General features: G+C 44.7%; 20 protein-coding genes and 1 pseudogene. 16 read left to right on the top strand and 5 right to left on the bottom strand.

The window, feature by feature from the left end:
• The first annotated feature begins 51 nt into the window (after positions 1-51).
• On the top strand, positions 52-300 hold the full coding sequence (locus PSM36_RS03415) for a GlsB/YeaQ/YmgE family stress response membrane protein (RefSeq protein WP_076928865.1): 249 nt from the start codon (positions 52-54) through the stop codon (positions 298-300).
• A 111-nt stretch (positions 301-411) separates the two neighbouring features.
• The gene (nadD, locus tag PSM36_RS03420) at positions 412-996 is read left to right on the top strand and encodes a nicotinate (nicotinamide) nucleotide adenylyltransferase (RefSeq protein ID WP_076932016.1); all 585 of its coding nucleotides are present in this window, start codon (positions 412-414) and stop codon (positions 994-996) included.
• A 7-nt stretch (positions 997-1,003) separates the two neighbouring features.
• Here the strand turns inward: nadD and PSM36_RS03425 are convergent, their stop codons facing one another.
• From PSM36_RS03425 to PSM36_RS03440, 4 genes are all read right to left on the bottom strand, one after another.
• Positions 1,004-3,223, bottom strand: coding sequence for a tetratricopeptide repeat protein (locus PSM36_RS03425; RefSeq protein ID WP_076928866.1), 2,220 nt, complete (start codon positions 3,221-3,223; stop codon positions 1,004-1,006).
• Positions 3,224-3,329: 106 nt separating this feature from the next.
• Complete coding sequence (locus PSM36_RS03430) at positions 3,330-4,241, bottom strand: hypothetical protein (protein ID WP_076928868.1); 912 nt, start codon at positions 4,239-4,241, stop codon at positions 3,330-3,332.
• Between the two features lie 24 nt (positions 4,242-4,265).
• Positions 4,266-5,498, bottom strand: coding sequence for a phosphoserine phosphatase SerB (gene serB, locus PSM36_RS03435; protein ID WP_173823111.1), 1,233 nt, complete (start codon positions 5,496-5,498; stop codon positions 4,266-4,268).
• Positions 5,499-5,558: 60 nt separating this feature from the next.
• On the bottom strand, positions 5,559-6,401 hold the full coding sequence (locus PSM36_RS03440; protein ID WP_076928872.1) for a DUF4922 domain-containing protein: 843 nt from the start codon (positions 6,399-6,401) through the stop codon (positions 5,559-5,561).
• Between the two features lie 176 nt (positions 6,402-6,577).
• Here PSM36_RS03440 and PSM36_RS03445 point away from each other — a divergent pair, with 176 nt between their 5' ends.
• A complete protein-coding gene (locus PSM36_RS03445) occupies positions 6,578-7,075 on the top strand; it encodes a DUF4348 domain-containing protein (RefSeq protein WP_076928874.1) in 498 nt (165 codons plus the stop codon).
• On the opposite strand, the gene cdd is transcribed toward PSM36_RS03445, so the two are convergent.
• The gene (gene cdd, locus PSM36_RS03450; RefSeq protein WP_076928876.1) at positions 7,067-7,546 is read right to left on the bottom strand and encodes a cytidine deaminase; all 480 of its coding nucleotides are present in this window, start codon (positions 7,544-7,546) and stop codon (positions 7,067-7,069) included. The two genes, PSM36_RS03445 and cdd, sit on opposite strands and share 9 nt — an antisense overlap.
• A gap of 1 nt (position 7,547) precedes the next feature.
• On the opposite strand from cdd, the gene PSM36_RS03455 reads away from it, so the two are divergent.
• The 13 genes and pseudogenes from PSM36_RS03455 (at position 7,548) to PSM36_RS17520 (ending at position 18,761) form a co-directional block, all read left to right on the top strand.
• Positions 7,548-8,498: a glucosaminidase domain-containing protein gene (locus PSM36_RS03455; protein WP_076928878.1), complete on the top strand. Its 951-nt coding sequence runs from the start codon at positions 7,548-7,550 to the stop codon at positions 8,496-8,498.
• Between the two features lie 69 nt (positions 8,499-8,567).
• A complete protein-coding gene (locus PSM36_RS03460; RefSeq protein ID WP_076928880.1) occupies positions 8,568-9,161 on the top strand; it encodes a DUF4290 domain-containing protein in 594 nt (197 codons plus the stop codon).
• Between the two features lie 4 nt (positions 9,162-9,165).
• Positions 9,166-9,687 (top strand): ribosome maturation factor RimM, encoded by a 522-nt coding sequence (gene rimM / locus PSM36_RS03465; RefSeq protein ID WP_076928883.1) that lies wholly within the window; start codon positions 9,166-9,168, stop codon positions 9,685-9,687.
• 105 nt (positions 9,688-9,792) lie between these two features.
• Positions 9,793-10,965, top strand: coding sequence for a 1-deoxy-D-xylulose-5-phosphate reductoisomerase (locus PSM36_RS03470; RefSeq protein ID WP_076928886.1), 1,173 nt, complete (start codon positions 9,793-9,795; stop codon positions 10,963-10,965).
• A 42-nt stretch (positions 10,966-11,007) separates the two neighbouring features.
• A complete protein-coding gene (gene rseP / locus PSM36_RS03475; RefSeq protein WP_076928889.1) occupies positions 11,008-12,330 on the top strand; it encodes an RIP metalloprotease RseP in 1,323 nt (440 codons plus the stop codon).
• A gap of 83 nt (positions 12,331-12,413) precedes the next feature.
• Positions 12,414-13,364, top strand: a complete 951-nt coding sequence (locus tag PSM36_RS03480) for a methylenetetrahydrofolate reductase (RefSeq protein WP_076932017.1) — start codon at positions 12,414-12,416, stop codon at positions 13,362-13,364.
• Positions 13,364-14,473 (top strand): DNA polymerase III subunit, encoded by a 1,110-nt coding sequence (locus PSM36_RS03485; RefSeq protein ID WP_076928891.1) that lies wholly within the window; start codon positions 13,364-13,366, stop codon positions 14,471-14,473. Before PSM36_RS03480 ends, PSM36_RS03485 begins: the two co-directional genes overlap by 1 nt.
• 179 nt (positions 14,474-14,652) lie before the next feature.
• Positions 14,653-15,771, top strand: a pseudogene (locus PSM36_RS03490) (PSP1 domain-containing protein); the annotation flags it as partial.
• 40 nt (positions 15,772-15,811) lie between these two features.
• Positions 15,812-16,306, top strand: coding sequence for a gliding motility lipoprotein GldH (locus tag PSM36_RS03495; protein ID WP_076928896.1), 495 nt, complete (start codon positions 15,812-15,814; stop codon positions 16,304-16,306).
• Between the two features lie 18 nt (positions 16,307-16,324).
• Complete coding sequence (locus tag PSM36_RS03500) at positions 16,325-17,083, top strand: Rossmann-like and DUF2520 domain-containing protein (RefSeq protein ID WP_076928898.1); 759 nt, start codon at positions 16,325-16,327, stop codon at positions 17,081-17,083.
• Between the two features lie 151 nt (positions 17,084-17,234).
• Complete coding sequence (locus PSM36_RS03505; RefSeq protein ID WP_076928900.1) at positions 17,235-17,465, top strand: 4Fe-4S dicluster domain-containing protein; 231 nt, start codon at positions 17,235-17,237, stop codon at positions 17,463-17,465.
• Positions 17,466-17,502: 37 nt separating this feature from the next.
• Positions 17,503-18,585 carry a 3-methyl-2-oxobutanoate dehydrogenase subunit VorB gene (locus PSM36_RS03510; protein WP_076928903.1) on the top strand — a complete coding sequence of 361 codons (1,083 nt, stop codon included), beginning with the start codon at positions 17,503-17,505 and terminating at the stop codon, positions 18,583-18,585.
• Between the two features lie 14 nt (positions 18,586-18,599).
• The gene (locus PSM36_RS17520) at positions 18,600-18,761 is read left to right on the top strand and encodes a hypothetical protein (protein WP_173823114.1); all 162 of its coding nucleotides are present in this window, start codon (positions 18,600-18,602) and stop codon (positions 18,759-18,761) included.
• The last annotated feature ends 80 nt before the right edge of the window (positions 18,762-18,841 follow it).

An 18,841-nucleotide genomic window follows, 5' to 3' on the forward strand; every position in this document is an offset into this window, starting at 1 on the left:
ATTTGATTTCTCCAATTAATCAAAAAGTATTAATATTAAAAACAATTAATTATGGGTTGGTTATGGTGGATTATTGTAGGTGCTGTTGCCGGCTGGCTGGCAGGTAATTTGATGAGAGGCGGAGGTTTCGGTTTTCTTGTGAACCTCCTGGTAGGCATCGTGGGTGCCGTTATTGGAGGCTGGGTCTTCGGCCTGTTGGGAATCAGTACCGGAGATGGTATTATAGGCAGTCTTGTTACCGCGCTTGTAGGTGCTATATTGCTGCTCTGGATTGTTTCTCTCTTTAAAAAGAACAGGTGACGGGATCCCTGGGAAATAATTAGAAAAATCGATGTGTTTTAGTCGCATATCGGTTTTTCTGTTTAAAAAATAACCCAATCTATCTGATAAGTATATATATCATTGTGCCTTATGCAGAAAAAGTCGGTCGGTATCTTTTCCGGATCATTTAACCCCATCCACATCGGGCATCTCATTCTGGCAAATTACATCTGTGAGTTCACTGATCTGGATGAGGTCTGGTTTGTGGTAAGCCCGCATAATCCGCTAAAAGAGGCAGAAGACCTCTTGGATGATAATCTGCGTCTGGAGATAGTACGTCTGGCACTGGAAGAATTCACTCTTATGAAGGTTTCCGATGTGGAATTCCATATGCCTCGCCCTTCCTATACCATAGATACCCTGACAAAATTGACGGGCGAGTATCCCGATAATGTTTTTACACTGATTATAGGTGGTGATAACTGGAAGCAGTTCTACAGATGGAAAGAGTTTGACCGGTTGATCAAAAATTACCAGATCTTTATTTACCCGCGACTGGGTGAAGAGGTGGTGATTCCCACAGAATTACAAACATCCGCACGGCTTATTGATGCTCCTGTCGTGGAGATATCTTCTACTTTTATCCGGGAAAGCATCAGGAATGGGAAGAATATGCGCAGTTTCCTCCCTCCCAAAGTATATGATTTTATAACCAAAAAGGGGTTGTACCGTTAAAACCGGGTTACTCTTCCTTATCGTACCTAATCTTGTCCAGGATGACAGGCAAGATGGAGATGTCTACTCCTGCTTCTTGTAACTCATCTTCATCTTCGGCGAGCATCGTCTCGAATGTTTCAAAATTGCCTGCTTTCCCGAGTGACAGTTTGTATAGCTCCACCGATCTTTTTGTCTGTTCGAGACATAGTGCCACATGTCCGGCATTGAGATAGTCATGGGCATTGGGTTTTGTTTCCAATATGCGGGCGTAATATCTTTCGGCTACATCGAGTTTACGTGAAAGGAAAGCGCACCAGGCTATGGAGCGCCATGCCCGGGTATTGTTGCTGTTGAGCATCTCCACCTTGAAGTAATAGTTAAGTGCTTTCTCATACTCTTTCAATTCAAGATAACAGTGCCCGATGTTAAGCTGTATATTGAGATCGTCGGGACGGAACTGTTCCAGACGGCGGTAATATTCGAGAGCGGTTATGGGTTCTTTCAGTACCCTGTAACAATACGCAATCCGTTGCAGTACCCATGTGTTGTTTTCTTCTATCAGATCGGCATGCAGGTAGGCTTCCAAAGCTCCTTTCATATCGGCCATCATCTGTCGGCAATAGCCGATCTTCTGCCAAATTTCGCTCTTGCCGTTCCTTGTTTCTGCGAGTAGGGTATAGGCACTGAGTGCTTCAGTGAAATTATTTTTCTCGAAATAGTAAAGCGCTATTTTCTCTAAATGGTTTGGCTGCATGACTACCGGTTGAAATGCGGGTAACCGGTGATAGTTGAGGGGCAGCTCGAAAATATCACGGAATTCGGCACGACGGGGAAACAGTTTAAAGAAGCGGTATAGATCCTGGATATACTGCTTGCTTATTGTCTCTTCCTTTTGGAAAGGCTTTAGCGCCTCCTCTTCGGCCTGCATATTCTTCAGTTCCGCACTTTCGGCTCCCAGTTGGGAGGCCATCATCTTCCGGTAATTCTCGGGCATCATCATGATGCTGAGGCAGAAAGAGTATTTATCGGAATTGCAGATAAGTGACGATCCCGAAAGGGCTTCCACGAGGGAATCTCTTTCCGACCGGTTGCTAAAGAGTTGTTGTACGCTGCTGTGTTGGGGTGTGAACGGAAGAAACCAATTGCTCATCTGTTGAAAGAAGGGGTAGGACTTAAGGTTCGAGAAGGTGGAATGGAACACGTCGGCACCCTCTAACTGTAATTCGGTAAACTCTTGTAATTTGTCCGTCAACCCGGTTTCATCCAGTATCTTCTGCCATTCGGGATTCTTCTCGTCAAACCCGGTTTCACCCATCCATTCGTCCAGTTTTATCTTCTTGCCTATCATGGGGCTCAGCTTCATCATTTCGGGAATAATCTCTTCGGTCAGCTTTTTTGTGATTTTTTCCGTCTCGTGTGCCTGGATGAAGCCAATAATGGCTGCAATAAAACGACGGCCAAAAGTCTTGTCATCGGACAATAACTTCAGGCGGTCGCTGCATCCGGAATACAATTCTAATCGTGGGCTATATATCTGGAAAATGGGTATGATGCCCGTCACCGCCCGGATTGCAAGTTCTGCCTCCGGGTGGTTGCAGAGATCAAGCAGGAATTCAATCTTGCGCGCATCGAAGCGTTGTAGGATATTCATCGTCAGTGCCGAGATAAACAACATTTTATCCTGTTGCGGAACTGACTCGTCTTCCATGAAATGACGGCAGGAGGCGATGAAATCATCGTTTGCCCGTGGAGAGACAAAAATTGTATAGAACAGGTCTTGTTGGGTATTTTCGTGGGTGATTGTTGTTTGCCTTATGCGTGACTCTTTTTCGGGGCCATCCTCCAGCAAGTCGATGAAAGAGATGGTGTCTGCCTGTTTGGTGATGATGCTCCTATACTCCTCCATGGTTATGGGAGTACGCACCCCCATCAATCTTATTTTATCGAAAAAGAGAGAGGTGCTCTCTTGCAGGAACAATTGTTCTGCAGCATCTTCAGCCACAATATATATGTCGCGGATCAATTTATTGTAAATACGTTGCTGTTCCGGGTCTTTTTTACCTTCAATCAGGTAGTGGAGCATAAACCGGTAATTGGTGGTCAGTTCGTTTATTTTTTCTGTCACCGCCCAATTCTGTTGTATGGATGAAAGCTCCTTGACACCCTCAAGGGCATCTTTGAGTTGCTTTTGTTCGATATATGAGTAGATGATTGCCAGTTTTTTTCTTATTTCGGATGAATTCATACGATTATTTTATTTTTTCTTGTCGGTGTATGGAACTCGCCGATATTGACTCCGTCGATTACAAAGTAATTCATGAACTCGGGAGAGAACGGTTATCATGCTCGTTTCATAATTGGATTGAATTTGTTGTCTCTTTGATGATCAGTGTCGACGGGAGACAGTCAGTCCATGGCAGTGGAGTACAAATCAATTTACCCCATCCTTCCGTACCGATGATAACAAGATCCTGATCGCGGATAAAGTCGCATCCTATCTTCTTGTTATTGTCCCATAGGTAGATACGTCCTTCCGTCTTCTTCGTGATGAACTGGTAGAGTTTTTGCATCTTCGCTTCCGATTCAATAATACCAATCGCATCCCAGATCATAATCTTCACATTCTCCCGTTGGGCGATCCGATAGAGATAAGTGAAGATATGTATATCGGATTTTTGCAGAATGGGAATAAATATTTTCCTGAACTGCATAGAGCCGTTATCAAAAAACAGGCCTGTAGACACGCTCTCCCGGTTGAATAGTGCGTTGAGGTTTTTCAACGTTTCGGCTTCCCTCTCCTCAAATTGCTCGAGTATGAAGATCTCGGAATGCGTGGGATCACTTTTGAGTTGACCATATTTTTTTACTAATCCGGGATCAAACTCTTTATTATTTATACCCAGTAAGATCAGATTTGATTTCTGCTCCTCCGAAATCCTTATAATATCGGCATAGTAATCGTCGGTAGGTTGAATGAACAGACGCAGGGTGATCTTATCCCTCTCCTCCGTGGAGAGGATATCGGAGATAATCCTATGCTTATATTCGTCCATCCCTTCGCTGAGTCGTATTTCCTCCGATTTATCAATAAAATAAAGGAGCGTGATGGACGACTTTTCCGATTTCGACCGTATAATCCGGGTGGCCAGCCTGCTCAATACTTTACCCGTTTCCAATGAAGAGAAACAGATCAATGCACTATTGTTTTTTTTCATTTCCGCCTCGCCGTCGAAGCGATTTGATAACATATCCGCAAAATCCATACCACCCTGTTTTTAGTGATCAAATTAACTGTTGATAATTTCGCTGTCGAGCATCGAGTCCTTGTACCCAAGGAAATAGAGGATGCCGTCAATACCTACCGTGGAGAGCGATTGTCCTGCATTTCGTTTTACCTTTGGTTTGGCATGAAAGGCGATACCCAAACCGGCTATTCCCAGCATGGGCAGGTCATTGGCTCCATCACCCACCGCCACCGTTTGGCGAAGGTCAATCCTTTCCACCTGCGCTATAAGCCTTAATAATTCCGCTTTTCGTTTACCGTCTACAATATCTCCCAGATAGTTCCCGGTGAGCTTCCCATTCTCAATTTCAAGTTCATTGGCATACATGTAGTCAAACCCGAATTTATCCTTCAGGTAGTTACCGAAGTAGGTAAATCCTCCTGACAATATGGCGGTTTTAAACCCTACTTTTTGTAATACTTTTACCAACCGGTCTACACCCTCGGTGATGGGGAGATTTTCCGCAATTTCTTTCATCACTGAAACATCCAGCCCTTTAAGCAATTTTACCCGTTGACGAAAACTTTCATTGAAATCTATTTCACCCTGCATGGCCTGCTCTGTGATGGTCTTTACCTGACTGCCCACACCTGCCCTTTCAGCCAGTTCATCGATCACCTCCGTTTGAATGAGTGTGGAGTCCATATCGAAACAGATAAGCCTACGCATACGCCTGAACATACTCTCTTCCTGGAAGGAAATGTCGAAGTTGAGTGTAGAGGCAAGCTCAAGAAAGGCTTGCTGCATCTGTTGGCGGTCGGTAGGCGTACCCCTTACCGACAATTCTACACACGACTGGGGTGCGCGCTGTTTCTCGTCGAGTGGGATACGGCCGGTCAGGCGCACTATATTATCGATATTGAGATTTTGTTCTGCTATGATTTTCGATACGGCTGCAATCTGTTTGGCAGTGAGTATCCTTCCCAAAAGGGTAATGATATAGCGGTTCTTGCCCTGCAGGCCCACCCAGTTGGAGTATTCTTCGTCAGAAATAGGAGTAAATCGGACATTCACATCCATCTCGTAGGCTTTGAAGAGCAGGTCCTTCATTATTTCACCGGAAATATTGGTCTTCGACCTGAATAGGATACCTAATGACAAATTCCGGTGTATATCCGATTGCCCAATGTCAAGAATAAATGCACCATGTCTGGCCAGAATTTCTGTAAGGGCAGCGGTCAGGCCTGGTTTGTCTTCTCCGTTGATATTGAGTAAAATAATTTCTGATTTTTCCATTATTATGATAATATTGTATTGTTATGGCATTGAACCTCGTTGCCGGTCTCTTTTCCCGTTTCAAATAACAGGCATGGATACCTGGGAGTAAATATCTTCAATGTCTTGTTTGCTGATTTTCTCAAAATCCTCTTCTCTTACACATATCATCAGTCCTGCCATATCAAGCGCACCGGGGCTGATAAGCAATTGTTTTTTCCCTTTTTCGTAATAATGTCCCGGACGGTGTGCTTTACGCGGAAAGACGTGGAGTTTATATTTATTATCTTCCGTAAAGGCGATTACATTCATCATGGGTTCCGCCTCTTCCGGTTGCAGTTGATGCAGGTATTGATATACATCCTCAAAAAGCTCTTGTGCTTCACTTCTTTTTTCACTTTCGATTTGCAGGCATGAACGAAGTTCGTTATCGCCTTGCATGAGCAAAGGAGTTTTGAGTCCTGCCTGTAAATGGAAATGATCGGGTGCTGATGCGCCACATTTCGGGCCATTGTAAAAGATCAGATAATCGGGGAGTTGTTCAGCCAGTGTGAGCATGTCTTCCGTTTTTTTACGGATACGTTGGGGTACATGTGAATGGAGGGGGATTGTAATATGATTCCTAAGTATGGGAAACGGATTGCAGAGAATAATATATTTTTCCATGAACGGAATCCCTCTTTGTTGAGGAGGTCGGTTGCTTTCACATAAAAAACAGGGCCTCTTTTCAAGCGCTTCCTTAGTGATAGACGCTGAAGTAGAGACCATCCGTGCAGGATTGAACTGTAGTTTTACCTGGTAATCACCTCCCCATGCAAACTCTCTTTCCCGCAGATTATCCATCTGTAAAATACCATTTTTTAATTGCTCCCAGTCTGCCTGTTGTGCAGAAAATAAATGGCCTATTTCCGTTTGAAGATCCATTCAGTACTGATTTTTATAAAAACAAAGATAAGGATATTTTCTTTTACTCTTTACGGATGTGGGAGGAAATAAAAATAGTGGTATTACTCTTTGATTATCATCCTAATTTTTATACCTTTGCGTTGTAATAACGAATAGTCGGAATCAAAACCGAATCAATAGAGGACTGCTCAGCAATGAAAATTTTGAATCATATCTTTTTTTGCTTGCTTGCCTTTTTCATTTTCTCCTGTACGGAGGCTACGGAAAAGAAAGGGCGTGTGGCGGGTAAAGGAGGGGCTGAAACGGAAGCAAACATGGCAGACAGTGGGCAGGAAGCTATCTCGGGTGAGGAAAATTTTGATCAGTTTATCCGTAAATTCAGTACCCAGGAGTCTTTCCAGTTGGAACGGATCAAGTTCCCGATCAACGTGATTGTCCCTGATGATGAAGATGAGGGAATGGCTCCTATGGAGGAGACAATCGGGAGATATGAATGGGAACTGCTCGATCTTACCTATGATAGTACTTACCTGACACGTCCTTACGATCAGTATTATCAAGGCGTACGCTACGGGAAAGATACCGCTGTGGTGGAGATCCGAGGAATCAACAATGGTATTTATGCCGATTACTACTTTGCATTGATTGATAGAAAGTGGTATCTGGTAACACTTTATGAAGCGTCATTTTAACATCTCATCTCCGAAACTGAGCGGTAACAGGTCTTTTGCACTCCCGAGCATATAGACGCCCTTGTTGCCGTACATCAATACCTTCATAGGTTCCTTGAAGCGGTTCTCCGCCTCCAAGAGCACCTGCCGGCAACCACCGCAGGGCGTGATCACATCGTCGGTGAAGCATCCATTATGCCAGGCAGCTACGGCGATGGCTACAATTTTCTGATCAGGATAGGAGGCATTGGCAAAAAAAACGGTGGTCCGCTCAGCACACAATCCCGATGGGTAAGCTGCATTCTCCTGGTTGTTGCCTGAGATGATTTTGCCATTTGCCAACAAAACTGCGGCACCTACCCTAAACCCCGAATAGGGAGCATATGCATTTTTTGTGGCCTCTTTTGCCGCTTCGATAAGTTTTTTTTCCATTTCGGAGCATTCCTCTAAAAGATAAACAGCTATCTTTGTGGCTAAATTGATTTCTTTCATAATGCAAAATTTGTTTCGCAAATATAGATATATTTTACCGCTCTTTGTCGTTTTCTCCTTTTTATTTGCTCCTGCACATCACCTTTCAGCACAGGCCAGGGTGAGTACTTATGAGAATTACATTCGTAAATACAGCGACCTGGCGATAGAGCATATGGAGAAATATAAAATACCTGCATCCATTACACTGGCGCAGGGAATACTTGAGTCGGGAGCGGGAATGAGTGACCTGGCTCGCCGTTCTAACAACCATTTCGGGATTAAATGTCATCGCGGATGGGATGGTGGAACGGTATATGCAGCCGACGATACGCCCAATGATTGCTTTCGGAAATATAGAAGTGTCGAGGATTCTTATCAGGATCACTCTGAGTTCTTGGCCTATGGCAGCCGTTATAAAACCTTGTTCGATCTCTCTGTTACTGATTACAAGGGATGGGCAAGGGGGCTTCAAAAGTTGGGTTATGCCACCGACAGGGCGTATGCCAATAAGTTGATAAAACTGATAGAGGATTATGAGCTCTACCGTTTTGATGATAAAAAATACCGGAAAGGGGTCAGTCGGAAGGAACGGGATGAGCAACGCAAAAGAGAAGTGGCACGGGTAACTTGGACGCATCAACCCTATATCACTCACGGTCTGGTATATGTGGTCGCGGTTGATGGTGATACATTCGCCAACATAGCCCGGGAATTCGGGTTCAAGGAAAAAGACCTGTTGAAATTCAACGAAGTCCCTGAAGATTTTCCCCTGAGTGAAGGAGATATTGTATATTTCCAGAAAAAGAAAACACGTGCCGATAAGCCCTATGAATTCCATACCGTACAGGTAGGGGAATCTATGTACAGTATTTCTCAAAAATATGGTATTCAACTGCGTAATTTATACCGGCTTAACAAGAAGAGCTACGAGTATATTCCTGAAGAGGGGGATGTGCTTAAATTGAGGTGAAAAGGAGAAAAAGTGCTTTGCACATAATTAACAATAACAACCGAACAACAATAGAATAACAATAGAAATATGCAATACAACACACAATTGAAAAAGCTGGCACTGCCGGAATATGGGCGTAATATCCAGAATATGGTGGATCACTGCGTGGGAATTGAAAATCCCGAAGAGCGCAAAAGGTGTGCCTATACCGTTATCGATATTATGGGGAGTATGTTTCCTCACCTTCGTGATGTGAACAATTTCAAACATATTCTGTGGGATCATCTGGCCATTATGTCCGATTTTAAGCTCGATATTGAATACCCCTATGAAGTGATTACCAGGGAGGAACTGAATACCCCTCCCGGACATCTTGATTATAGCAGGCCTACAATGCAATATCGCCATTATGGCAAGATCATGGAAAGAATGATCAAGATCGCCGCCAATATGGAGGAAGGGGAGAAGAAAAATTATCTGGTGAAGCTGTTACTCAGCCAGATGAAGCGCTCTTATTCCCAATGGAACAAGGAGGCGGATGATCAGAAGATATTTCACGACCTCTACCTACTATCGGAAGGCAAAATAAAGATTGACTCGGAAGAGTATGTGATTCCCGAGGTGAAAGTAAATACCAACCGGGATAAGCTGAAAAACATCAAATATCAACGTAGAAAATAAAAAGGTGATTTCCAGGAAAGATATCCTTCAGGTTGGGAGTACACAGAAACCATACGGAATAAAGGGTGAAATCGTTATCCGGTTCCGTAAGGCTGAGTATGCCGATATAGATACGGAATACTATTTTCTGGAGATAGAGGGTATTCCCGTACCCTTCTTTGTGGAGGAATTTACCTACTCAACCGATGTAACAGCCCGGGTGAAGTTAGAAGATGTCGACGATGAGACAGCGGCGGCACGATATGTCAACACAGATATTTATCTTCCACGCGACTTGGTGAAATTGCAGGCAGAGCAGGAGACGGCCGATTGGGATTACTTTACGGGTTTTACAGTCATTGATCAGTATGGAAAGCGACTGGGTATTATAGAAGAAGTGGACAATTCCACCATGAATGTACTCTTTGTCGTGAAAAATGATCAAAAGGAATATCTGATCCCGGCTACCGAGGATTTCATAGAAGCTATTGATGAAGAGGAGAATCTGATAGAGATGTTTCTTCCGGATGGACTGATCGAAGAGTGAATCCGGAAAGCTGCTAATAATCGTGGCTCTTCCGCAGATTAGGGAAAAAACCATACCAAATTTTTATTATCTTTGCAGGCTTTACAGTAGATAAGCAATCCCGATATGGAAGATGGAAAACGAAATATTGCCATTTTAGGTTCAACAGGTTCAATCGGCACGCAGGCGTTGGAAGTTATCTCCCGTCACCCGGACCGGTTTGGAGCTTATGCGCTGGTTGCCAATAACCGGGTTGAGTTACTTATAGAGCAGGCTCGGATTTATCTCCCCGAAGTAGTGGTGATTGCCAACGAATCGAAATATGATCAATTGAAAGATGCGTTGAGTGACCTGCCCATTAAGGTATGGTGTGGAAGCAAGGCCATCGAGCAGGTGGTGCAGGATGAACCGATCGATATGGTACTTACAGCTATGGTCGGTTTTTCGGGTCTGCAGCCTACAATAAATGCGATAAAAGCCGGAAAGACCATTGCTCTGGCCAATAAGGAGACATTGGTCGTAGCCGGAGAATTGATCACTTCGTTGGCACTAAAGCATAGAACACCTATCCTGCCGGTAGATTCGGAACATTCAGCTATTTTTCAGTGTTTGAACGGTGAGGGTGATAACAGAATCGAAAAAATATTGCTTACCGCTTCGGGAGGACCTTTCCGCACTTTCTCAAAAGAGCGGTTGCTATATGTGACCAGGAAAGAAGCGCTGGCTCATCCTAACTGGAGTATGGGTGAAAAAGTGACCATCGACTCATCTACCCTTATCAACAAAGGGTTAGAGGTGATTGAGGCGAAATGGTTGTTTGGGGTGGAACCGTCTCAGATTGAAGTACTCATACATCCCCAGTCCATCATTCACTCTATGGTACAGTTCGAAGACCGCTCTGTGATAGCCCAGTTGGGAGATCCCGATATGCGTATGCCTATCCAGTATGCCTTTTCATATCCGGTCAGGCTCAGGTCGGATATCAGGCCGCTGGACTTCCTCGAATTGTCGCAGCTGACATTTGAAGCGCCCGACACGGATAGATTTCCCGGTCTTTTGTTTGCTTATGAGGCGATTGCAGCAGGCGGGAATATGCCCTGTATACTGAACGCTGCTAACGAAGTGGCGGTGGAACTGTTCTTACAGGAAAAAATAGGCTATATGCAAATGAGCCATTTGATAGAAAAAACCATGCAGAAAGTATCGTTCGTGCAATCACCGTCGTTAAGTGACTATTTGCAAAGCGATGCAGAAGCAAGAGTAATAACAAGAGAACAAATAATTGAATTTACTAATTGATAAAAGTAGCACCACCGGTAAGGTGTGTGCAATAATAACTGAATGGAGACATTTTTAATTAAGGCGTTACAACTCATCTTGAGTTTGTCGATATTGGTGGTTGTACACGAGTTCGGACATTATATCTTTGCGAGGATGTTCAAGATAAGGGTCGAGAAATTTTATCTTTTCTTTGATCCCTGGTTCGCACTCTTCCGCTACAAACCCAAAAACAGCCATACCGAATATGGTATCGGTTGGTTACCCCTGGGTGGTTATGTGAAAATAGCAGGAATGATCGATGAGTCGATGGACAAGGAACAGATGTCGCGTCCCGCAGAGCCGTGGGAATTTCGCTCTAAACCTGCAGGCCAACGACTGCTGGTAATGGTTGCAGGTGTAGTTTTCAACCTGTTGCTGGCATTTTTTATCTACTCTATGGTGCTCTTTACCTGGAATGATACCTATCTTCCCCTGAAAAATGTGACTCAAGGGATGGAGTTCAGCCAGGCGGCACACCGGGCAGGCTTTCAGGACGGGGATATTTTGCTCAGGGCCGACAATAAGGAACTGCAACGCTTCGGTGTGCGTACACTGCTTGATGTAGCCAATGCAGAAAAGGTGACAGTATTGCGTAATGGTGAGGAAGTGCAACTGACCATGCAGGAAGGATTGATGGAAAACCTGCTGAAAGATAAAGAAGGGTTTGCCGTTGAGAGGATACCTGCCGTTGTATATCAGACAATGGAGGGAAGTGCCGCCGATCGGGCGGGACTGACTACCGGTGACAGTATTGTGGGGGTGAACGGTATGGCTACACCGGTTTTCAGTGACCTGCGGGCGGTCCTCGACGACAATCGCAACCAACAGGTTACGCTCGATTATTACCGGAACGGAACATTACAAACCGCAACTATAGAGGTGGATTCAGCCGGAACTTTAGGTTTCTATGCAATGGGATTGGGACAGGTTTATCAGACCGTTACGATTGAGTATGGATTCTTCGAGTCATTCCCGGCAGGGGTCAGATTGGGTATACAGACATTGAAGGATTACGTGGCACAGTTCAAATATGTGTTCACCAAAGCGGGTGCTTCTTCTTTAGGCGGATTTGGGGCGATCGGAAACCTTTTCCCCGCACAGTGGAACTGGCAGGCATTCTGGATGATGACCGCCTTCCTGTCGGTGATCCTCGCTTTTATGAATATCCTGCCTATTCCGGCCCTCGACGGTGGCCATGTGATGTTCCTTATTTATGAGGTGATTACCCGGCGGAAGCCCAACGAGAAATTTATGGAGTATGCCCAGGTGGCAGGTATGATCCTGCTTTTAGGATTGGTGCTGTATGCAAACGGTATGGATGTGGTCAGGGCTATTTTTAATTAGTGCTTTCGGATGATTTAGTGATAAACAATCAAAAAATCATCATAACTTGTCCCGACTTGTCGGGATCATCAAATCAATGTAAGATGAGGGTTTCGGAATTAATTAACAATACAGGGAAGACTGCTTTTTCATTCGAACTATTACCCCCGTTGAAGGGAAACAGTATTCAGCAGGTGTACAATGCTATCGACCGCCTGAAGGAGTTCGACCCGAAATATATCAATATAACTACACACCACAGTGAAAGTATTTATAAGGAAGATGAGAACGGTACTTACCGGAAAGTGAATGTACGGAGACGTCCCGGATCAGTAGCCATCGCTGCAGCAATACAAAACAAATACGGGATACGGGCAGTACCTCATATCATTTCCCAGGGTTTTTCGAGAGAAGAGACCGAATATGCATTGATAGACCTCTCCTTTTTGGGAGTTACCGATTTGCTGTTACTTAGGGGTGATACAAAAAAACTGGATGCAGAACAGCGGAAAATGGATTGCCATCAACATGCTACCGGTCTTCAGGAGCAGGTGAATAACTTCAATGAAGGGATTACATTTGACGGATCCTCGTTCACTCCCCCTGAAGAGCCTTTCTCTTATGGTATGGCCTGCTATCCCGAAAAACATGAGGAGTCGCCCAATATGGAGTCGGAGATCTATTATACCAAAATGAAGGTGGATAATGGTGCCGAATATCTTGTGACTCAGATGTTTTTCGATAATAGCAAATACTTTGACTTCGTGAAACGCTGTCGTGAAGTAGGGATCAATGTACCTATTGTTCCCGGGATCAAACCAATCCATCTGAAGAATCAACTTACGGCACTGCCCCGTATCTTCCGTTCTGATATTCCCGAAGAACTGGCTGTAGCGCTTCGTAAGTGTAAAGATGATGATGAGGCAAAAGAGGTAGGTGTGGAATGGTGTATTACGCAGTGTAAGGAGCTGATCCGCAATCAGGTTCCCAGCATTCATTTCTATTCATTGATGGCAACTGAGAGCGTACGTAGGGTAGCAGAGGAGATATACTGATGTATTTTCGCGATGTCATAGGGCTCCACGATGTAAAAGAACACCTGATCAATTCGGTGGGGAAGGGATTTATTCCTCATGCCCGTATCTTTTACGGACCGGAAGGAGTGGGGAAGTTGCCCCTGGCCATCGCTTACGCCAGATATCTGAATTGCAGCAACCGGGGTGCCGAAGATGCTTGTGGTGAATGTCCGTCGTGCCATAAATTTGATAAACTGGCACATCCCGACCTGCACTTTGTATTTCCCGTAGTGAAATCAAAAGTGAGTGACCAGTACCTGCCTCAATGGAGGGAATTCCTGTCGGAGCATCGCTATTTCAATCTGAACGACTGGCTCAACTTTATTGATGCTCAAAATGCGCAGGGAATTATCTATTCCAAAGAGAGCGATGAGATCATCCGCAAACTCAATCTTAAAGTGTATGAGGCACCATACAAGATCATGGTCATATGGCTACCGGAGAAAATGCATGAGGCGTGTGCCAATAAGTTGCTGAAGCTGGTTGAGGAACCACCCGAGTATACAATTTTCCTTTTGGTTTCAGAGGATAGGGAAAATGTACTGCAGACCATCTGGTCGCGCTGCCAGCCGCTGCATATCCGTGCCATAGAAAAAGATGAGATGGTGGTGGCATTGCAACAGAAATTCGGATTGGACAATGAAAAAGCTCGCTCAACGGCGCATATAGCCAATGGTAGTTTCACCAAAGCTATCGAAATAATACAGGCATCCGAACATACCGAATACTTTTTTGAACTATTCAGGCAGATGATGCGCAACGCTTTCTCCGGCAAAATTAAGGCCATTAAAGAGATTGCTTTTGAGATTGCCGGGATCGGCCGGGAAATGCAGAAAAGCTTCCTACTCTATTCGTTGAGACTGTTCAGGGAATATTTTGTGAGTAATCTTCATGAACCGGGAATGGTATACCTGAACAATGACGAGTGGCAGTTCGGCGAACGGTTTGCCCCTTTCATCAACGAAAAAAATATAGAATCTTTGAGCGAGGAGTTTTCTCTTGCTTACCGCCAGATAGAACAAAATGGCAATGCTAAAATTATTTTCCTTGATCTTTGTCTGAAAGTGACGATGTTTTTAAGAAAATAATTTTGTAACTTGCGTTCAGATTTAGGATTTTAGTTTTTAGATTTAGGAATTAGCAGCGCAAATTTTTATTGCGTCGATCCCTGATCCATTCAAATTTAATTCTCCCGCCAGGAAAAACAAGGCGGTTTATATATATGGACAAAGAACAATTAGCAGACAGATTAGCGGATATAGCGCCATTGAGTGCTACTACTATACGAAATACAAAGAGTTGCCGGGGATGTACCCGTCACAATAACAAACTTCACGTTTACGACTGGTTACACGATTTTCCCGAACTGCAAAAGGCCACAAAGATGGTGGAGGTGCAGTTTAAAAATACCCGTAAAGGCTATTATATCAACAGTAATGACCTTCAACTCGAACAGGGTGATGTAGTGGCTGTGGAAGCCTTGCCCGGCCACGATATTGGTACTGTGACACTGACTGGAAAGCTGGTCGAGTTGCAGATGAAGAAAAACAACTTCAGGGATGATGTCAACGGGGGACTGAAACGGATTTACCGGATAGCTCGTCCCGCCGACCTGGAGAAATATGAGCAGGCAAAAGCACGAGAACAGTCTACCATGATACGCTCCAGGGAAATCGCCGAAGAACTGGGGTTGAAAATGAAAATCGGTGATGTGGAATACCAGGGCGACGGGAACAAAGCCATTTTCTATTATATTGCCGATGAGAGAGTAGATTTCCGCCAACTTATCAAAGTGTTGGCTGCGGAATTCAGAGTGAAAATTGAGATGAAACAGATAGGCGCACGTCAGGAAGCCGGTCGTATCGGCGGAATTGGTCCGTGCGGACGCGAGATGTGTTGCAGTCGCTGGATGTCGAGTTTCGTATCGGTCTCTACCTCTGCTGCCAGATGCCAGGATATATCTATCAATCCCCAGAAACTGGCAGGGCAGTGCGGAAAACTGAAGTGTTGCATGAACTATGAAGTGGATGCTTATGTGGAGGCACAACGTGCACTGCCTTCGCGTGAGATCGTGCTGGAAACAAAAGATGCCAGCTATTACCATTTCAAAACCGATGTCTTCGCCGGTAAGATCACCTATTCGTCAGATAAGTACAATGCCGCCAATTTAGTGACTATTGACAAAGACCGTGTGTTTGAAATCATCAAAATGAATAAGAAAGGGGAGAAACCGCTCAAACTGACTGTGGAAACCGAGGAAAAATCCGGTAATAATGGAGCGTATCCCGGGGATATTCTCGGAGACCAGAGCATTACCCGTTTCGATGGCCAGGGTGAAAACCAGGGTAGGAGAAGGAGGAAACCCCGGAAAAAACGCCCCGATAATTTTTCAGAAAACAGAAAACCCAGAAACAGAAAATCTCCGGGTGAGGACAAAGAGTAATATCTTTATACTATTTGCAGGCCTTCTTTTTGCCATTCTTATCTCCTGTTCGGGAGGAGAGGCCTATTCCCGGTTTCACCATATTGAAGACGGGAAGTGGTATCGTGACTCTGTGCTTGTTTTTAAGATTGACTCATTGCTACCTCCTCCCGCTGTGGAATATAATGTGACAGTGGAGCTGACGACCAATCGCAGTTACCTTTACCGGGATCTCTGGTTATTTATAGATCACAACCTGACGGATTCTCTTTTCCATACCGATACCCTTCGTTGTATCTTAGCCGATGAACATGGGAAATGGCTGGGAGGTAGCGTCGGAGGATTGAACCAGTTGTCTTTGCCTTACCGTAGTTTCATTCCACGGGATTCGGCCTGTAGCTACCAACTTGTAATCCGCCACGGAATGGAGGAAGAACTGTTACGTGGGGTGGAAAGAGTGGGAATTGAGATGGTAGAGATGAATAGAAGTTATCGATAAATGTAATTCATTCGTATTATGGAGATTGTAGTCCTGGGATCAGGTAATGTGGCTACCCATATGGCCGTGGCGCTAAATAGAGCGGGTCACAAGATTGTACAGGTGTATAGTCGAACTATAAAGAATGCGGAACAGCTTGCCTCTAAGGTTGGTGCCGAACCGATCAGTGGCTTGGATGCTATCCATTGCTCTGCCGAACTCTATATTTTTTCAGTAAAGGATGATTCCCTGCCGGATATCGTATCCCAAATGCCGCCGACTACAGGTGTATGGGCACATACGGCAGGAAGTATTCCTGTCTCGGTACTTTCTCCGCATAAGGAAAGGGGAGTGCTTTATCCGTTACAGACATTCAGCAGGGACAGAACACTGAATTTTAGGGATATTCCACTCTTTATAGAGGGGGAAAGTGAAGAGACAGTTGCTCTATTGAAGGAATTGGCTGAAACGATATCCGGAAACGTCCATCTGCTTTCCGGCGATAAACGGCGTTTCCTTCACCTTGCAGCCGTTTTTGCCTGTAATTTTACCAATCATATGTATGCACTCGCATCAGAAATAATGGATGAAGAGGGAATTTCATATCATCTGTTGAATCCTTTGATCACTGAAACAGCTGCCAAAGCGACGAAGATGGATCCCCATACAGCACAAACAGGCCCTGCTGTCCGGTTCGATGAAAAAGTAATCCGCAAACATCAGGAGCTGTTAAATGACCCTCGGAAGAGGGAAATTTATGCCCTGCTGAGCAGAAGTATTCACAAGACTCATCAATAGAAACTTTTGCATCATCAGGGCAACTAAAGCGGAGGCCTTTAGTTACCCGAATAAACTATTAACATAAGATGAAAAATTAACATAGAAAAATTGAGTTGTTTGAAAACAACTGTTACTTTTGTAACAGACAATTAAAAAACCACATCTAATAATGGGAAAAGTCAAGGGTTATGTGGAGGTGAATACGGGTCGCTGTAAGGGTTGTAATCTCTGCGTTGTATCGTGCCCTACCGATACATTAGATTTACAGCCGCGCGAAGTGAATGACCGCGGATATCATTATGCCTATATGAAGAGTCCCGATGATTGTATCGGATGCGCGAACTGTGGATTTGTATGTCCGGAAGGATGTATTACGGTCTATCGGAAGAAGATGGTATGATTATTTTCCGAAAGAGAACAGTAACAAAACTAATATTATGTCAGAAGAAATTTCTTTGATGAAAGGAAACGAAGCCATTGCCCATGCTGCTATACGCTATGGGGTAGATGGTTATTTCGGTTATCCTATCACCCCTCAGTCGGAAATAATAGAGACACTCATGGAAGCAGCTCCCTGGAAAACGACAGGAATGGTGGTACTACAGGCCGAAAGTGAGGTGGCTGCTATCAATATGGTGTATGGTGGAGCTGCCTGCGGTAAATATTCTATGACCAGCTCTTCCAGTCCGGGTATCAGCTTGAAGCAGGAAGGTATCTCTTATATGGCGGGAGCAGAGTTACCCTGTCTCATCGTGAATGTACAACGAGGCGGTCCCGGTCTGGGGACGATCCAGCCATCGCAGGCCGACTATTTCCAGACGGTGAAAGGGGGTGGGCATGGAGATTACAAGTTAATTACCCTTGCCCCCAACTCTGTGCAGGAGATGGCTGATTTTGTAGCGCTCGGTTTCGAACTGGCGTTTAAATACCGCAATCCGGCCATGATACTGACCGATGGCGTGATCGGACAAATGATGGAGAAGGTGAGGCTTCCTGAATTCCGGCGCAGACGGACCGATGAAGAGGTCAGGGCCCAATGCCCATGGGCAACCCTCGGAAAAACGCCGGACAGGGAACCTAATATCATCACATCCCTTGAACTCGATTCGGCATTGATGGAGAAGAATAACGAACGGTTCCAGGCGAAATACCGTGTCGTGGAAGAGAATGAAGTGCTGTATGAAGAGGTGAAATGCGACGATGCCGACTACCTGTTGGTCGCTTTCGGATCCGCAGCACGCATCTGTCTGAAGACGATTGAAATGGCGCGGGAAGAAGGAATTAAGGTAGGACTCCTCAGACCCATTACACTGTGGCCCTTCCCCGGTAAGATACTGCATAGTTATGCAGATAAAGTGAAAGGGATGCTTACCGTGGAACTCAATGCGGGACAGATGGTGGAGGATGTACGCCTTGCGGTGAACGGAAAAATACCCGTGGAACACTACGGACGATTGGGAGGAATCGTACCTACACCCGATGGTGTGCTTGATGCGTTAAAAGAAAAAGTGGTCAAATAGATAAATTACGAAATATGGATCCCAAAATACGAAATATATTCATGGTGTTGTTTATGCTTGCCTTTGTGGGGACAATAATAGTCTATTTCTCCTCTAACCAGGATATGAAACTTACCTGGTATTTTGGCGGAGCAGCCATCCTGTTTTATCTGATATTTAGATTCAGTAAAAAGTGAAATTAGATTCAAGATTTAAGATTTGGGATTTAGGACATCGGACGTAAAATTTGAGATAATATTATTCTTGACTTCTTAAC

Origin of the sequence: Proteiniphilum saccharofermentans (assembly GCF_900095135.1) — a bacterium.
GTDB lineage: Bacteria > Bacteroidota > Bacteroidia > Bacteroidales > Dysgonomonadaceae > Proteiniphilum > Proteiniphilum saccharofermentans.

What these genes read in the sequence shown, in the direction of transcription:
- PSM36_RS03415 (WP_076928865.1), top strand. Translation starts at nt 52, where the DNA reads ATGGGTTGGTTATGGTGGATTATTGTAGGTGCTGTTGCCGGCTGGCTG.
- nadD (WP_076932016.1), top strand. Translation starts at nt 412, where the DNA reads ATGCAGAAAAAGTCGGTCGGTATCTTTTCCGGATCATTTAACCCCATC.
- PSM36_RS03425 (WP_076928866.1), bottom strand. Translation starts at nt 3,223, where the DNA reads ATGAATTCATCCGAAATAAGAAAAAAACTGGCAATCATCTACTCATAT.
- PSM36_RS03430 (WP_076928868.1), bottom strand. Translation starts at nt 4,241, where the DNA reads ATGGATTTTGCGGATATGTTATCAAATCGCTTCGACGGCGAGGCGGAA.
- serB (WP_173823111.1), bottom strand. Translation starts at nt 5,498, where the DNA reads ATGGAAAAATCAGAAATTATTTTACTCAATATCAACGGAGAAGACAAA.
- PSM36_RS03440 (WP_076928872.1), bottom strand. Translation starts at nt 6,401, where the DNA reads ATGGATCTTCAAACGGAAATAGGCCATTTATTTTCTGCACAACAGGCA.
- PSM36_RS03445 (WP_076928874.1), top strand. Translation starts at nt 6,578, where the DNA reads ATGAAAATTTTGAATCATATCTTTTTTTGCTTGCTTGCCTTTTTCATT.
- cdd (WP_076928876.1), bottom strand. Translation starts at nt 7,546, where the DNA reads ATGAAAGAAATCAATTTAGCCACAAAGATAGCTGTTTATCTTTTAGAG.
- PSM36_RS03455 (WP_076928878.1), top strand. Translation starts at nt 7,548, where the DNA reads ATGCAAAATTTGTTTCGCAAATATAGATATATTTTACCGCTCTTTGTC.
- PSM36_RS03460 (WP_076928880.1), top strand. Translation starts at nt 8,568, where the DNA reads ATGCAATACAACACACAATTGAAAAAGCTGGCACTGCCGGAATATGGG.
- PSM36_RS03470 (WP_076928886.1), top strand. Translation starts at nt 9,793, where the DNA reads ATGGAAGATGGAAAACGAAATATTGCCATTTTAGGTTCAACAGGTTCA.
- rseP (WP_076928889.1), top strand. Translation starts at nt 11,008, where the DNA reads ATGGAGACATTTTTAATTAAGGCGTTACAACTCATCTTGAGTTTGTCG.
- PSM36_RS03480 (WP_076932017.1), top strand. Translation starts at nt 12,414, where the DNA reads ATGAGGGTTTCGGAATTAATTAACAATACAGGGAAGACTGCTTTTTCA.
- PSM36_RS03485 (WP_076928891.1), top strand. Translation starts at nt 13,364, where the DNA reads ATGTATTTTCGCGATGTCATAGGGCTCCACGATGTAAAAGAACACCTG.
- PSM36_RS03500 (WP_076928898.1), top strand. Translation starts at nt 16,325, where the DNA reads ATGGAGATTGTAGTCCTGGGATCAGGTAATGTGGCTACCCATATGGCC.
- PSM36_RS03505 (WP_076928900.1), top strand. Translation starts at nt 17,235, where the DNA reads ATGGGAAAAGTCAAGGGTTATGTGGAGGTGAATACGGGTCGCTGTAAG.
- PSM36_RS03510 (WP_076928903.1), top strand. Translation starts at nt 17,503, where the DNA reads ATGTCAGAAGAAATTTCTTTGATGAAAGGAAACGAAGCCATTGCCCAT.
- PSM36_RS17520 (WP_173823114.1), top strand. Translation starts at nt 18,600, where the DNA reads ATGGATCCCAAAATACGAAATATATTCATGGTGTTGTTTATGCTTGCC.